Source organism: Cellulophaga lytica DSM 7489, from assembly GCF_000190595.1.
GTDB classification, from domain to species: domain Bacteria; phylum Bacteroidota; class Bacteroidia; order Flavobacteriales; family Flavobacteriaceae; genus Cellulophaga; species Cellulophaga lytica.
Genome location: NC_015167.1, coordinates 2,394,072 through 2,410,597 on the forward strand (window position 1 = coordinate 2,394,072; position 16,526 = coordinate 2,410,597).

13 protein-coding genes are annotated in these 16,526 nt (G+C 32.1%); 7 read left to right on the forward strand and 6 right to left on the reverse strand.

Features of this window, described 5'->3' with window-relative positions; all coding sequences use genetic code 11:
- Nucleotides 1–17: 17 nt before the first annotated feature.
- Nucleotides 18–2,513 (reverse strand): Hsp70 family protein, encoded by a 2,496-nt coding sequence (locus tag CELLY_RS10670; protein ID WP_013621690.1) that lies wholly within the window; start codon nucleotides 2,511–2,513, stop codon nucleotides 18–20.
- A 6-nt stretch (nucleotides 2,514–2,519) separates the two neighbouring features.
- On the reverse strand, nucleotides 2,520–2,813 hold the full coding sequence (locus CELLY_RS10675; protein ID WP_013621691.1) for a hypothetical protein: 294 nt from the start codon (nucleotides 2,811–2,813) through the stop codon (nucleotides 2,520–2,522).
- Nucleotides 2,814–2,887: 74 nt separating this feature from the next.
- Between CELLY_RS10675 and radC the strand changes: the two genes are divergently transcribed.
- From radC to CELLY_RS10705, 6 genes are all read left to right on the forward strand, one after another.
- Nucleotides 2,888–3,586, forward strand: coding sequence for a RadC family protein (gene radC, locus CELLY_RS10680; RefSeq protein WP_013621692.1), 699 nt, complete (start codon nucleotides 2,888–2,890; stop codon nucleotides 3,584–3,586).
- 38 nt (nucleotides 3,587–3,624) lie between these two features.
- Entirely contained in the window at nucleotides 3,625–4,920 is a 1,296-nt protein-coding gene (locus tag CELLY_RS10685; protein WP_013621693.1) for a polysaccharide deacetylase family protein, read from the forward strand.
- Nucleotides 4,913–5,602 (forward strand): YjjG family noncanonical pyrimidine nucleotidase, encoded by a 690-nt coding sequence (locus tag CELLY_RS10690; protein WP_013621694.1) that lies wholly within the window; start codon nucleotides 4,913–4,915, stop codon nucleotides 5,600–5,602. The genes CELLY_RS10685 and CELLY_RS10690 overlap by 8 nt, the downstream gene beginning before the upstream one ends.
- Nucleotides 5,603–5,639: 37 nt before the next feature.
- On the forward strand, nucleotides 5,640–6,182 hold the full coding sequence (locus CELLY_RS10695; protein WP_148228899.1) for a hypothetical protein: 543 nt from the start codon (nucleotides 5,640–5,642) through the stop codon (nucleotides 6,180–6,182).
- A gap of 68 nt (nucleotides 6,183–6,250) precedes the next feature.
- On the forward strand, nucleotides 6,251–7,597 hold the full coding sequence (locus CELLY_RS10700; protein ID WP_244847005.1) for a DUF5723 family protein: 1,347 nt from the start codon (nucleotides 6,251–6,253) through the stop codon (nucleotides 7,595–7,597).
- Nucleotides 7,598–7,611: 14 nt separating this feature from the next.
- Nucleotides 7,612–8,394, forward strand: a complete 783-nt coding sequence (locus tag CELLY_RS10705) for a hypothetical protein (RefSeq protein WP_038507468.1) — start codon at nucleotides 7,612–7,614, stop codon at nucleotides 8,392–8,394.
- A 2-nt stretch (nucleotides 8,395–8,396) separates the two neighbouring features.
- Here the strand turns inward: CELLY_RS10705 and CELLY_RS10710 are convergent, their stop codons facing one another.
- Nucleotides 8,397–9,674 (reverse strand): replication-associated recombination protein A, encoded by a 1,278-nt coding sequence (locus CELLY_RS10710; RefSeq protein ID WP_013621698.1) that lies wholly within the window; start codon nucleotides 9,672–9,674, stop codon nucleotides 8,397–8,399.
- Between the two features lie 89 nt (nucleotides 9,675–9,763).
- Between CELLY_RS10710 and CELLY_RS10715 the strand changes: the two genes are divergently transcribed.
- On the forward strand, nucleotides 9,764–10,510 hold the full coding sequence (locus tag CELLY_RS10715; protein ID WP_013621699.1) for a rhomboid family intramembrane serine protease: 747 nt from the start codon (nucleotides 9,764–9,766) through the stop codon (nucleotides 10,508–10,510).
- A 6-nt stretch (nucleotides 10,511–10,516) separates the two neighbouring features.
- On the opposite strand, the gene rlmB is transcribed toward CELLY_RS10715, so the two are convergent.
- From rlmB to CELLY_RS10730, 3 genes are all read right to left on the reverse strand, one after another.
- Nucleotides 10,517–11,254, reverse strand: coding sequence for a 23S rRNA (guanosine(2251)-2'-O)-methyltransferase RlmB (gene rlmB, locus CELLY_RS10720; protein ID WP_013621700.1), 738 nt, complete (start codon nucleotides 11,252–11,254; stop codon nucleotides 10,517–10,519).
- 76 nt (nucleotides 11,255–11,330) lie between these two features.
- Complete coding sequence (locus tag CELLY_RS10725) at nucleotides 11,331–12,926, reverse strand: SusD/RagB family nutrient-binding outer membrane lipoprotein (protein WP_013621701.1); 1,596 nt, start codon at nucleotides 12,924–12,926, stop codon at nucleotides 11,331–11,333.
- A 4-nt stretch (nucleotides 12,927–12,930) separates the two neighbouring features.
- Nucleotides 12,931–16,140, reverse strand: a complete 3,210-nt coding sequence (locus CELLY_RS10730) for a SusC/RagA family TonB-linked outer membrane protein (protein ID WP_013621702.1) — start codon at nucleotides 16,138–16,140, stop codon at nucleotides 12,931–12,933.
- Nucleotides 16,141–16,526 lie beyond the last annotated feature (386 nt).

The window sequence follows — 16,526 nt, forward strand, 5'->3', positions numbered from 1 at the left end:
ATACCGTACACCTAGTTTTAACTTAAACCAGTTTTGTCTTGGTTGTTAAATGACGTTTTTGGCGTGTCATCTGGTAGCATACTAGCAAGCTGATATACTACTTGTTTTAAAACCTTATATTGTTTGTTTTCTAAAGCTTTATCTCCTTCTGCAATTAACATATTTGCTTTTTGCTGATCTGGGTAATTATCTAAAGTTTTATAATGGAAAAAAGGTCCTATAAAGTTAGATTCGTCTGCGGTAAAAATAGCATTTCTAATAACCCGTAGTTCTTCAATTTTAGAACGTATTAAGTATTTGTTTCCAGAGTTTATAAATGATTTTTCGTTGGCAATTACTTTATTAAATTGGGCTGTATAATATTCACTATTATTTTCAGATAAAGATTGCTTTACAGCTAAAACAGAAGTTTTGTATTCTTCAATATCATTATCTAATTCTTTATGCCTAGTTAATAAATCAAACTGTTGTATTAAGCTTCTTTTTTCATTGTCAATTTTAAATTTAGCATCAGTAACATCTGTGTCTGCTAATAATGTTAACTGTATTTGTAACTCTATTAAAGCGTGCTCTATAGTTTTAAATTTTTGCAATAACTCATAGTTCTCTGCATATTCTGGCTTAGCTTTTTCTTGTTCAATTTTTTGGGTAACTACTCTAATTTCATTCTCCATTTTAGAGCTGCTAATGTACCTTTCTGTTGGTTTAAAGGAGTTACTAAACTCTTGGTCACAACTTGTTAAAAATATATCTACATCAATATCTCTAGATTCAGATACAGAGATGTTTAATTCTATATCTGTTCCTTTAATTAAGTCTTGTTCTAATTGTTTACCAGTAATTTCTATATAACCAATAGATAAACCAGAGCTAGGTAAACCATTACCATCACCTTCTACAATATTAATTTGTAATTTTTCATCACTATCTTTTAAAATAGTTTTGGAGGCAGATTTGTAAATTGTTTTTTTAAGAGGAAGAACAGTGTTTTTATTAAAAATAGCTTCAAGCCTTGTTACACTATACTGTATATCATCTATCTCTAAACAAATATCATTAGGTAGTAATTGTCCTTGTATGTTGTATTTGCCTTGGTTAATATGTATGTCATCTGTAGAAAAAAGAACTTCTTGTTGCGTATTGTAAATTTTTAAATTAAAGGTGTTTACTTGTCCTTCTAATAAATCTACAAATACATTTACATTGTTTTCTAGTGTAACAAGTCCGGTATCATAACCACCATCTTTTCTTGTAATACGGTAAAAACCTTGTGTAGGCTTATGTAGTGTAAATGCAATTAGCTCTTCTGCATCTTTTGTGTTTTTTTCAAAAATTAAATTAACAAGAGGTTGCTTTTCACTGGTTGCCGCTGTAGTAGTGCTAGTTGGTTGACTAATTTTTTCTTGTTTTAATGTAGATATTTTTGTGCCAGCATAATATGCAGCGCCAATGCCTACAGCTGCAGTAGGGTCTACACTAGTATCTATAGCAATTTTTAGGTTATTTTGCACTTGTTCTCTAACATACGGTATAAGCGTACTGCCGCCAACCATAATAATTTTTTCTACATCTGTATTGGCTAGGTTATTATTGTTAAGTATTTTTTTAGAAAAATTAATAGTGTGTTCTACCAAAGGAGCAAGTAAATTATTAAAATCTGCTCTGCTAACCTCTACACTGGTGTAAATATCTTTGTCTGGGTAATCTATATCTATTTCTGTGGTTTCAAACCTAGAGAGTTCTTTTTTTGCTTCTTCTGCTCTAAATAAGAGTTCAAAATATAATTTTTGTAGCGGATTGTTAGGCTCTTTAAACTTGTCCAAAAGTTTGGTTTCATTTAAAATAGGTTCTAATTTAGGAACAAGAAGTTTTTCAATTATTAGGTTGTCTATGTCCATACCTCCTAAAAAGTTATCACCTTCATTGTCCAAAACATTCATTTCTCTCTGGTTAATCTCTAACAAGGCAACATCAAAAGTACCACCGCCAAAATCATATATAAGCCATTTTTTTGTATCGCTTAATTCTAAATTGTTTTTATTGGCAAAGGCTAAACTGGCAGCAATAGGTTCTTGCAGTAAATACACTTCTTTAAAACCCGCTTGCTGGCCAGCGGTTTTAGTTGCGTTAGATTGTATGGTGTCAAAAGAAGATGGAATAGTAATAACCGCTTCATGTAACTCTTCTCCTGTATGTATAAAGTTTTTAAGTTCTTTTAATACATAAGCGCTAAGCTCTATAGGAGATACATCTTTGTTGATACTTTTAGCAAAGTAACGGTCTGTAGTACCCATTTTTCTTTTAAAACAGGTAAAAACATTTAAGGGATCTTTCTCTAATAAATCTCTGGCTTTATCTCCAACTAAAATTCTACTACCTCTAAAGGCAACAGCAGATGCAAGGGTTTGTTTTTGACCAATAGGGTTTTTAAAAACCTCTAATAATCCGTTTTCATATTTAGCAATTAAACTATTTGTTGTACCTAAGTCTATTCCAAAATTTACTGTTTTCATACTTACTTATTCTACTATTGCTACCCCTTTTTGTATTATTATTAGTTGGTCATTCTCTTTTTTGTAAATAATAGGTTTTAACACCTTCGTAATTTTAGATTCTGGTCCCAAACTATTCATTAAAGTAGCGTCAATATCGGTTCTAGATTCTGAAAACTTTTCGCCTAACGGATTTTTTATAAAAAAACCTTGTTCTTCAATATCATGAAATAAACGTTTTAGGTTTCTGTTAAACAAAGTAATATTATTTTTTATACTTTTTTGTTCAATCTCGTAAAGCTGATTCAGAATTTCTTTCATTGTAATATTTATTTATAGAAGTAACGTTTTAATACACAAATACGTATGTTGCCAAAGATTATTATCTTTAACAAATGCAAAACCAACCACAATCCTTTTCTATTAAGAATTGGTCTAACGATGATAAACCTAGAGAAAAATTATCACAAAAAGGAAAATCTGTATTGTCTGATGCGGAACTTATAGCAATATTAATTGGCTCTGGAAGCAGAAATGAAAGTGCTGTAGAACTATCTAAAAGAATATTAGGCTCTGTAAATAATAATTTAAACGACTTAGGAAAGCTATCTATAAATCAGCTAATGCAGTTTAAAGGTATTGGAGAGGCAAAAGCAATTACTATTACCGCAGCTTTAGAAATAGGCAGACGTAGAAGAGAAGAAGGAGAAAAAAAGGTGGAGAAAATAGGAAGTAGTAAAGATGTTTTTAACTTGTTACAACCTGTGCTAGGAGAATTACCGCATGAAGAATTTTGGATTATTTACCTTAATAACTCCAATAAGGTTATACACCAAGCACAACTAAGTAAAGGTGGTATAACTGGTACTTTAGTAGATGTAAGGTTGGTGTTAAAACAAGCCTTAGAAATAGGAGCAATAGGCTTAATTTTGGCACATAACCACCCGTCTGGAGGCCTAAAACCAAGTACTGCAGATAAGCAAATTACAGAGAAACTAAAAAATGCAGCAGCAGCTTTAGATATGAAAGTTTTAGACCATATTATTATTACTCAAAGAGAATACTTTAGCTTTGCAGATGATAATTTATTGTAAAATAAAAACATACACTATATAAATAGCTAAAATCCAAAATGTTACTAATCTACACACATAAAATAACACCACGTTTCACGTATATAATGAAACACCTTTTTGGTAAAATATTGGGAGTAGAGGTTACATTAACAACTAAAGTAGAAGATTTTATAAAGCACTCTGGAGCTAAAATTACGTACAGTAAGCAACCATTACAAAACGAATTTTTTATACGTAGTAATGATTTGCTGTACCAACAAGGAATAACAGATTTAGAGATTAATATTGGAGATTGGGATGGCACACCTTGTTTTTTTGCTACTGGAGAACGTAGTAACATTCCGTTTGATGTTTTTGCAGCAAGTTTTTACTTAATTTCTAGGTATGAAGAGTATTTGCCACACGTTAAAGATGAGCACGGTAGGTACCCTGTAAAAGATAGTTTAGCATACAAATACAATTTTTTAGAGCAACCTGTAGTAGATATTTGGATGTATAAAGTGCTAGATGCTTTACTAGTACAATTTCCAGATTTAGTCTATAAAAAAAGAGCTTACCAGTATACATCTATAATAGACGTAACCACATCTCATTGTTATGCCCATAGAGGAATTATGCGTAGCTTGGGAGGTTTGTTTTTAGATGTATTTACCTTAAAATTTAAGCGAGTTTTTCAGAGAGTATCTGTATGGTTTAACCCCAAAAAAGATCCTTATAATAATTTTGATTACCTTATAAATTTACACAAAGCAAATACTGTAAAAAGTATGTTCTTTTTTCAGTTTGCAAACTATTCTACTTTTGATAAAAATGTATCTACCACAAACAATAAGTTTAAATACTTAATTAAATCTGTGGCAGATTATAGTGTTGTGTCTTTAGCGGCATCTTACAATTCTTTTTCTAACTTAGAAATTTTAAAAGAAGAAAAACGCAAATTAGCAGCTGTAATTAACAGACCTATAAAATATGTGCGTTTTAGATACAATAGGGTAGAAATACCCGCAACATATAAGGCTTTGGTAGATGCAGATTTTAGAGAAGATTTTACAATGGGTTATACGCATTGTATGGGGTTTAGGGCAGGTACTTGTTCCCCTTTTTCTTTCTATGATATCCATTTAGAGTCTCAGCAGCCAATAAAAATTCATCCGTTTGCTGTGCACAATTATTCACTTATTACGTTAAAAAACGAAAAAGCAATTTTTAAAAAGTTAGATGCTTTGTACCACCAATTGCATAAAGTTAATGGTACGCTGGTTACCATATTTTCTAACGAATTGCTAGGCGGTAAACAGCGTTTTAATTGGATGAATATATACGAAACAATACTAAAAAAATACAATGTATAAAGAATTAGTAACCGATGTTTTTTTTGATCTAGATCACACACTTTGGGATTTTGAAAAAAACTCTGCACTTACATTTACCAAAATATTAGAAGATAATAAAATTGGTGTTAAAGTTGAAGATTTTTTAACTGCATACGTGCCAATTAATCATCAGTACTGGAAATTGTTTAGAGAAGAAAAAATATCCAAAGCAGATTTGCGTTTTCAACGATTGCAAACCACCTTTAACTCCATAAACTACAAGGCAACAGATGCAGAAATTAATTTACTTGCAGCAGAGTATATTAATCATTTATCATCTTACAACCACTTATTTCCTTATGCTATAGAAATTTTGCAACACTTAAAACCAAACTATAAATTACACATTATTACAAATGGTTTTCAGGAAGTGCAAAACAAAAAAATAAAAAACGCTAAGTTACACACCTTTTTTGATGTGATAATTGATTCAGAAATGGCAGGTGTAAAAAAACCAGACCCTTATATTTTTGAGCTTGCTTTGCAAAAAGCTAATGCAAAACCAGAACAATCCTTAATGATAGGTGATAGTTTAGAGGCAGATATTTTAGGAGCAAAATCGGTAGGTTTACATGCGCTTCATTTTAATGCTCACCAAGAGCCATTACATAACCATTGTAGCATAATTAACTCTTTAGATGAAATAAAAATGTATTTGTAGAGTTATGTTTTTACCATTGTTACACAAATACTTAAAAATGAAAAGTCCCCACTATTTATTTGCTGTTCTATTTTTGTGTTTATCATTTGTGTCTTGTATAGATGAACAAGACTTTAACCAAACTGATGATATTATTATAGAACCTACTGTAGAAGCCAGTATATTTTACTTTGAAACTACAGAAGATTTAATAAATTCTAACCCTTCATCATTCTATACAAACGATTTTAATTTTGATGCCTTTAAGGAGGATTATATATCAGACCGTGTTATAGAGTGTACTATTACATATCAATTAGAAAATACAACAAGTAAACCTGTTAGTGTGGTTATAGAGCTTATTGATGATGGTGGTAATGTATTAGATACTACAGTTTTAAATATCGGAGCAGAATCTGCTACAACTACAGATTTAGATGTGCTTTATGGTGGTACAGGTAAACCATTAGATATTATAAGAAATACTTCTGCTTTGCGTTTATCTGCTCAAAATTTAGGAGATAATACAAGCGTATCTAGCAATGCCGACCCAAAACTAATTTTTAGATCTAGTGCTAAATTAAAAATTGGTGTAAGATGATAAATAGATATGCAACACTTTTGTTTTTTGTGTGTGCCACATTTGGTTTTTCGCAAAATAAGCAAATAATGTACGACTTTAAAGAGGTGCCACAAGCTATGCTTTTAAATCCGGGTATAGAAACAGGTTTAAATATGTATGTTGGTGTGCCCTTATTGTCTGGTATTTCTTTTCAGGCAGGATCTAGTGGTGCTTCTGTAAACGATTTTTTTGCTAATGATGGTTTAGATATAAACGATAAAATTAGAGAACGTGCATTGTATGGTATGAAACCATCTGATGATTTAAGCGGTACTTACCACTTAGAAATTTTAAACGTTGGATTTAGAAGCAGAAAAAATCCAGATAATTTTTACTCTTTTGGTATTTATAATGAAGGTGATGCTATTGGGTATTGGTTTAAAGATTATGCCATTTTAGGTTTTGAGGGAAATGCAGACAGGTTAAATCAAAGGTTTGATTTGTCTCACTTAAAAACAAGAGGAGAAATGGTAAACGTTTTTCATTTTGGTGTAAATAAGCGTGTAAACAACAGACTTATAGTAGGTGCAAGAGCTAAATTATACTCAAGCATTTTTTCATTTAAATCTACTAAAAATAAAGGGTATTTTGTAACCACAGAAGGTCAAAATAACTTATTAGCCTCTACTTTAGTTGCAGATATGCAACTGCAAACATCTGGTTTAAATAGCATAGAAGAAGCTAATGACAATGGTAATTTAGGTAGTGTTATTACAAAAAGAGGTTTGTTGGGCGGAGATTTAGGTGTTGGTGTAGACTTAGGGTTTACCTACCAATTAAACAGAAACACAACAGTTACTGCTAGTATTTTAGACTTAGGTTTTATAATGAATTCTACAGATGTTAAAAATTATACTTTAAAAGGACAAGCTACAGTAGAAGGCGTAGAGGTAATTTTACCAGATGCTTTAGCAGATCCATCAAGAGATTTTTGGCAAGATTTGGTAGATGAGGTAGATGGATTAATACCGTACGAAGAAAATCAAGATTCATATATAAGTTTTAGGCCAACTAAACTTTATGGCTCTATACGTTACAATTTTGGAGAACAAGATAGAAGTATGCAAGATTGTGATTGTAAAGCCGGTGGTAGTAAAGGTAGCTTAGGTTTTCCTAATGCTGTAGGCGGACAATTATATGTAATTAACAGACCAAGAGGGCCACAAGTGGCATTAACTGGTTTTTACCAAAGAAATTTTGGAAAAGCAATTAGCTTAAAAACAACTTACACGGTAGACAAGTTTTCATATACAAACATAGGTTTTGGAGCAAATCTTAACTTAGGCCCAGTAAACCTATATGCAATGGCAGATAATTTAATTGCATATAAAAATTTAGCAGCTTCACAGTACGCATCTTTTCAATTAGGAATTAATGTTATATCTTGGCGTTAAATTTACTTAGTCCTATGAAACAGTTACTTTTTAGCACAATTTTTATGTGCTCATTTTTTTTATCAGCTCAAAATTTTAACGAATATAAATACATAATTGTTCCTAAAAAATTTAATGCTTTTAAAGAGGAAGATCAATATAGAACAAGTGCATTGGTTAAGTTTCTGTTTGATAAAAAGGGGTATAATGTTGTATATGATGACGCTATGCCACAAGATTTAAAATCTAACAGATGTTTAGGTTTAACAGTAGATTTAAAAGATGAGTCTAATATGTTTACTACAAAAGCAGGTTTGTTACTAAAAGACTGTAATGCAGACCAAGTTTTTAAAACTACAATTGCAAAGAGTAAACAAAAAGAATATCAAAAAGCCTATAATGAAGCTATTAGAAGTGCATTTAAATCTTTTAATACAATAACTTATAATTACACACCTAAGCAACAAGAAAAGCAAAATAACCAAACTTTGGTTGTGAGTTATGAAGGTGATGTAGAAGAGGTTAAGGAAAAAACAGTAGCTCCGGCTCCCGTTAAAAAACAAGTTGTTGCAGTTGCTAAAGCAGAAGAGTCTGTTCTAGAAGGTGTTTTATATGCACAACAGATTAGCAATGGTTACCAATTGGTAGATAGTACTCCTAAAATTGAATACAAAATGTATAAAACTACAGTACAAAATGTATTTTTGGCAACTAATAATGATATTAACGGAATAGTAGTATCTAAAAACGGCAAATGGTTTTTTGAGTATTACCAAGGAGATAAATTACAATCTAAAGAATTAAACATAAAGTTTTAATTCTAAAGTTCATATTTATCTTTCCACCTATTTTTTAAAAATTCTTTAATAGTTCGTTCTCGGTTATTATTTCCAGGAATGTAAAAAGAACTACCTGATAACTCATCAGGTAAAAATTCTGCTGCTACAAAGTTATTTTCATAATTGTGGGCATATTGGTAGTCTTTACCATAACCAATATCTTTCATTAATTTGGTGGGAGCATTACGCAAAGCAAGCGGTACAGATAAATCTCCTGTTTGTTTAACAACCTGCTGTGCTTTTCCTATAGCAGCATAACTGGCGTTACTTTTAGCAGATGTAGCTAAATATATAGCACATTGGCTAAGTATAATTCGTGCTTCTGGGTAACCAATTGTACTAACAGCTTGAAAAGTGGTATTAGCCATAACCAAAGCAGTAGGGTTAGCATTGCCAATATCTTCAGACGCAGCAATAAGCATTCTTCGAGCAATAAATTTTACATCTTCGCCTCCTTCAATCATACGAGCTAACCAATACACAGCACCGTTAGGGTCACTACCACGAATAGATTTTATAAAAGCAGAAACAATATCATAATGTTGCTCTCCTGTTTTGTCGTATAAAACAGTGTTTTTTTGTACTTTGCTTAGTACCAATTCATCAGTAATAACAACATCTTCTGTGTCTTCAGAATTTATAACTAGCTCAAACATATTTAACAGCTTTCTGCCGTCACCTCCAGAGAGTCTTAACAAAGCTTCTGTTTCTTTTAGTTCAATTTTCTTCTTTTGTAGCTGTGCATCTTGTCGTATTGCACGTTCAAGCAAAGTAACCAAGTCGTGCTTATCAAAAGGTTTTAAAATATAAACCTGACACCTGCTTAAAAGTGCAGGTATAACTTCAAAACTAGGATTTTCAGTTGTAGCCCCAATTAAGGTAACCCAACCCTTTTCTACAGCTGCCAGTAAAGAATCTTGCTGAGATTTACTAAATCGATGAATTTCATCAATAAATAAAATGGGATTTTTAGTAGTAAATAAACCGCCGCTTTTTTTTGCTTTTTCTATAACCTCTCTAACATCTTTTACCCCACTACTAATAGCACTTAGTGTGTAAAAAGGCCTGTCTATTTCATTAGCTATAATATTAGCTAAAGTGGTTTTACCAGTACCAGGAGGTCCCCAAAGAATTAAAGAAGGTAATATACCTCTTTTAATTTGTTGGGTTAGTGTGCCATTATCACCAACTAAGTGGGTCTGACTCACATATTCTGTTAACGTTTTTGGTCTTACTCTTTCTGCTAAAGGCTCATTCATACCACAAAAATAAAAAGAATCTAAATGACAATTTAGCAGATTTATATTTTTTGGCTAAATCATTGCGTTATTGTAGTAAATTAGTGTTAATGACAGACAATAATTACTTTAAATTCTCCAATTCGGTATTATTAGTGCCAATAATAGCAGTACTTAGTATTTGGACGGTCTATTGGGTAGAATTACAATTTAAAATTAATTTTAACCATTTTGGAGTGTATCCAAGAACACTTAGCGGAATTAAAGGTGTTTTTTTTAGTCCGTTTATACATGGGTCATTAAAGCATTTGTATAGTAATACATTGCCATTGGTGGTGTTAAGTGCCGCTCTTGTTTATTTTTATAAACCAGTAGCTTTTAAAGTATTATTTTATGGTACACTATTGTCTGGTTTAATTACTTGGGTAATTGGTAGACCATCTTACCATATTGGAGCAAGTGGAGTTATTTACTTACTAGCTAGTTTTATATTTTTTAAAGGTGTTTTTGCAAAACATTTTAGACTAATTGCACTTTCTTTATTTGTTGTATTTGTTTACGGTAGTATGCTTTGGTATATTTTACCAATAAAAGAAGGTATATCTTGGGAAGGCCATTTAGGCGGATTTATTACAGGGTTGTTTTTTGCATACTTTTTAAAGGCAGATATTCCTATACCCAAAAAATATGCTTGGGAAGAGGATAGCTACAATGAGGAAGCAGATGAGTTTTTACGTCATTTTGATGAAGATGGTAATTTTATAGAATCTACTCCTGAATCAGAACCTGAAACCGATTTAGATACTACAAGTCCAATTAAAATTACTTACCACTATAAAGAAAACAAAGAAGAGTAGCATAATTTATGCTAAGCGTTGCCTTACAGCTTCATATAAAAACACACCACAAGCAACAGAAACGTTTAATGATTCTATTTCGCCTAATAATGGCAATTTAGCAGTATGGTCTGCTGCTTTTAATATTGATGGAGAAATACCTACATCTTCTGATCCCATAATTATTGCAGAAGCTTCTTTAAAAGAAACATCGTAAATTGTGTTTTCCGTTTTTTCTGAGGCAGCAATAATTTTTACTCCAGATGCCTGTAAATAATGTACAGCGTCTTTAATGTGGTTAACTTTTGCAATTGGAACTTTAAAGGCCGCTCCGGCAGATGTTTTTATGGTATCTGCAGTTACAGGTGCAGCACCTTTTTTCTGAATAATTATACCATCTACACCAGTACACTCTGCGGTTCTAATAATGGCACCAAAATTACGTACATCAGATAATTGATCTAGAAGTAGAAAAAGAGGAGCTTCTTTTTTTTGAATAACGCTTTCAACTAATTCTTCAAAATTATGAAACGTGATAGGAGATATGTTAGCAACTACACCTTGGTGATTATTTTTTGTTAGCCTGTTTAGTTTTTCAACAGGTACATAAGAAATGCTAATTCCTTTTTTTCTGGCTAAATTTTCTAGTTCTCTAAAAAGATCACCTTTTAATCCCTTTTGAACAAAAATTTTATCTAGAGCTTCATTAGCATTAATGGCTTCTATAATAGCTCTAATACCATAAATTTGGGTAGTTTTTTCCATTTGGCAAAGGTATAAAAAAAACCTGCGGAAATCTCCGCAGGTTTAGATATTAAATAGGATTTATTTTTCTAATTAATTAGTTTACATCCCAAAATAATTTACTTGTAATTAAATCACCATTAGAAAGGCCTTGGGCAGCAGCATTTCTGTTTTCCCCATTTAAAGTTTGTAGTAATTGCGGGTACCTTAAACGAAAAGGTAAGTCATCTACAGAAGGGTCTACAGGTCCAGGTTCAAAAATATAACTAGTTAATGGGTCATCTGTATTTTGTTCATCAACTTGAACTTGAGGTAAAGTGATTAATTCATTAGGTTGAATTAATGTATTTGGAAAACCTGTTCTTCTGTATTCTGTGTATGCTTGGTGAGCTTGCATATATAAAGCAATGTATTTTTGGTTTAATACATTTGCTTGATTAGCAGCAGGCAAACTTGATACAAAAGTAGTAATGTCTGCTGTAGGAACTCCCCATTTTTCCATACTTGCAGTTACACCATTTTCATAATTAGTTTGTGACCAACCATTACGTTCAGAAATTAAGAATTCTACCTCTGCATATTCCATTAGAACTTCTTTGTAGTTTGGTTTTAGAACGTTACTGCTAGGATAAGAATACGCAATGTTTCTTAAAAAATTAGTATTTCTAAAAGCATAAGGAATACCTACATAGTCATCAAAGTTTTCTGTAACAACTGCAGTTCCATCTTTAACTTTTGCTATTCCTTCTGAAATTGGTACAGCCATTTTAAATAATCTAGGGTCAGGATTAAAGTTTCCTCTTTCTCCTTTTAGTAACTCTATAAATGGTGCTGCAACAGCAAAATCTGTTCTGTCAATGAATGAATCCCACAATGGTGAAGAATTAGCATCAGCAGTGTCGTAAGATTGTGCAGCATTATCATCATTAGATGTCATAACTCCACTAGCAATAGCTGCATCAAAAGCAGTTTCATATGTTGCATTATCCACACCTTTTATAGTTGTAGCTACTCTTAGGATTAAAGAATTGGCAAACTTTTTCCACTTTGTTGCATCTCCACCATAAATGTTATCACCACTGTTAAAAACTACAGCACCTTCATTAATCATATCAGCAGACTCTCTTAATTCTTTTAGTATATCCATATAGATATCTTCTTGAGCAGCAAAAACAGGTGTAGCTGTTTCCTCTAGCTTTAAAGCTTGAAAGGTTTCGTTATCAGAACCATAAGAATAGTAAGGAACATCCCCAAAGAAATTTGTTAGCTCGTAAAACATATAAGAAAGCATAATACGAGAAGCGGCTATTTGATTATCATTATCGCCATATGCAGCAGCAAGGCCTCTTGTTTCTTCATTTGTATTTTGATCTAATATAGCTTTAAAATCTGTAGCAACTAAATATGTGTTGCGGTATATAGATTCTGCAGAAGATTCACGGTATAGATATCTGTCTTCATCAGCATAAGCAGTTTGTCCCCAGTACTGAACCCAAGGAAGAGTTAATCTTCCTTCATTAAATGCATCTCTAGAGAAATCTGTGAATTGTTTAGTAGCACTAGCAAAAATATTACTAGTAGGTACTACCTCTGGGTTGTTTGGATTCTCATTAATTTCTGCTAAATCTTGGTCACAGGAATTAAAAGTAATTGCCAATACAACTGCTAATAATAGTATAAATTTATTTTTCATTTTCTTAGAATTTTAATTGTAAGTTTAATCCATAGCTTTTAGTTGATGGTAAAGAACCACCTTCAGAACCTTGGATGTTTCCACTTCCAGAAGTAGCTACTTCTGGGTCAAAGTTATCATTGTCTAATCCCCACACACCTAAGTTTCTTCCAAAAGCAGAAATGTTTACAGCAGAAATACCAGTGTTTTTTAATAGGTTAGATGGTAATTTATAACTTAAACTAACCTCCCTTAATTTTACGTAATCGGCATTAAATACATTGGCTGCATCTGCTCCAAAATAATAATCTGTACCTTCCTGCTGTGCAGATATTACTTGGGTATTTGGAGCTGTATTTGTTACAACATAATCTCCATTAGCATCATAAGTAATAGTACCCGTTACACCTTCTAAAACGGTACCAACTTCTCTTTTGTTGTTTGTTGCTGTTTGTTCTAATATACCAGAGTAGTTACCCCATATATTTGTTAGAGACCTGTACTTACCACCTTTTTGTACATCTATTAAAAATCCTAAACTAAGGTTTTTGTAACGGAAACTATTTTTAAAGCCCATATTGTAATCAGGAAGAATTGATCCTAAGTTTTCTACATTTTGAGTTTCTGCGTAGCTACCGTTTGCATTTACAACCTTGTTACCTTGATCATCAAAAACAAAATTTGTACCTCTAATTACTCCATATGATTCCCCTACAACAGCATTTATTGATACTGAATTAAAAGGAAAAGATGCAATTTGTAAAGATTCTACACCGTCAATTATTTCAAGTAATTCGTTGTCATTTTTTGAGAAATTCCAAGTGAAATCCCAAGAAAAATCTTCAGTTTGTATTGGAGTTATATTAACTAAAGCTTCTATACCTCTGTTTCTCAAAACACCTGCATTTGTAAATGTAGAGTTGTAACCTGTTGAAGGGTCAACTGTTACAGGAGTTATCAAGTCGCTAGTTTCTTCATTGTAGTAAGTTAGATCAAAACTAAGGCGATTTTTTAAGAAAGCCATTTCTAAACCTACTTCATAAGTCTGCTTTAATTCTGGACGTAAATTTGGATTTTGGCTTATACCATTTGTACTAAATGGTACATCTCCTAAAAATGGAATATCAGCTACAAATGTAGTTGCTAACTGGTAAGGGTCAGTATCACTACCTACTTCTGCATAACCACCACGTATTTTACCAAATGACAACCAATCTGCTTTAATTAAATTAGAAAACACAATACTACCGTTTACACCTGGGTAAAAGAAAGAATTATCATTTTCAGGAAGTGTTGATGACCAATCACTACGACCAACAACTGTTAAATAAGCAAAGTTGTCATATCCTAAAGAAACAGATCCGTAAACACTGTTTACTCTTTTGTAAGAGTCATATTCTGTTGCCTGAGCAGGGTCTGATGAGTTACTAATGTTGTAAAGTCCAGGTACAACCAAACCTCCCGAAGTAGTTGCAGATAATCTATGAAATTCATTATCCCTACGGTTTGTACCTATAAATGAGTTAACACTAAATTTATCATCCATAAATTTTTTGTCAAAATGTAGTCTAGCCTCGTAATTTATTTCTTGGAAATCTCTATCCGTTTCAGTATAAAATGCTGGTGATTGAGAGCCAACTGCTCTACGATCATTTATTCTAAAGTCATAAGTATCTGCATATATTTTAGCAACTACATATAATTCATCTGTAAAATTATAAGTTGCACCTATATTACCATACCAACGTGTACGTTTATCTTCTGATGTATTTTCATACAATGTCCAGTATGGGTTGTCTGAGTATCTAGGGCTTCCATCTTCTGCAGAAACTCTATTCCAGCTACGTTGAGTACCGTCTTCTCTTTTATATTTTTTTAAACGTTCAAAATCTAAAGACGTTTGACCAAATTGATACATCTGCTGAACTACACCAGATCCTGTATAACCTGAGGCTGGCCTATTAAATCCGTCAGTAATTGTTAAGTTAACAAGTGCATCTACTTTCAACTTATCTGTTAATTGACTTGTAGCGTTAAAGTTAACAGAGCTTTTATTTAACTCAGAATTAGGAACAATACCAGTAGTACTTGTTTTATTAGCACTTAAACGTACTGTAGATTTTTCTGTTCCTTGTGAAAAAGATACTCCGTTATTATAAGTTACACCAGTATTCCAAAAAGAATCTTTATCATTTTTAGGAGCAACCCATGGCCTTGTTTGTAAATAATCATCACTAAACTCAGGATCAAAAGCATCCCAATGCAATACTTGTTGACCTTCATATCTTGGCCCCCAAGATTCATCTGTACCATAATCAACAACATTATACACAGTACCATTAATAGTTGTAGTTCCAAAACCAACTTGACCTATAGTGCTTGCATCACCAGCACCACCACCGTATAAGTTTTGTACTTTAGGAAGAATATTAACTTTGTCAAATGTAATACCAGAGTTTATTGTTATTTGTGCTTTTCCTTTTTTTCCAGACTTCGTTGTTATAAGGATAACACCATTACTTGCACGTGAGCCATAAAGAGCAGCTGCGGCACCACCTTTAAGTATGTTCATAGTTTCAATGTCATCTGGGTTGATGTCAAAACCAGCATCTCCAAAATCACGTCCGCCGCCCCCTGTTTGGGTAGAGCTGCTATTGTAATTAGAATTGTCTAAAGGAATACCATCAACAACCATTAACGGTCTGTTTTCTTGTGTTATTGAACTTGGTCCCCTTAATACAATTCTTGTAGATCCTCCTAAGTTACCAGAGTTATTTGAAATTTGAACACCCGCTACTTTACCAGACATAGCATTAAGAGCATTTGAACTTCTAGTTTCGGCTATGTCATCACCACTAACAGTTTGGGTAGAGTAACCTAGCGATTTTTTTTCTCTAGAAATACCCAAAGCAGTAACAACAACTTCTTGTAATGCTTCTGCATCTTCTGTCATTTGTACGTTAATAACATCTTGGTTATTCACCGTACGTGATGTTGGTGTTTGACCTAAATAGGTAAATAAAAGTACTTGCCCGCTAGATGCTGAAATTGAGTATTTCCCATCAAAATCTGTTTGAGTACCTGTAGTTGTTCCTTTAACAAGGATGTTTACGCCTGGTAATGGTATACCATCTTGGTCGGTAACTGTACCAGAAATCGTTTTTTGTTGTGCAAAAGTTATGTGCACAATAAACGCTAAGAGTAGCGTTAAGATTCCTCTTTGTTTTGTTTTCATTTTTGAAATATTTGAATTAGTCGGTATCAAAAATCAAAAATTAATGTTAATAAGCAAACTAAATTTCTATTTATTTTAACAATAATCTTATAAAAAGACCTAAAATTTTATATTATTCATAATTTTAATTATGTTAGACTATTAAAAATGTAATTTTGTTTATTATTTATTACGTATTGTTATATTAATAATAAACAACTGATAATGTAGGAAATTTACTCTAAACTTATATTTTGTTTTACGCAATCTATTTATTTATTTCGTGTTATTACTAAATTGAAAATCAATACAATTCTCAATTTCCTTATATTTTTTTACATTTAAATATCTTAATTTTTAGATATTATATATTGTAGTTTTTTTCTTATTTTATTTTTATTTGATTA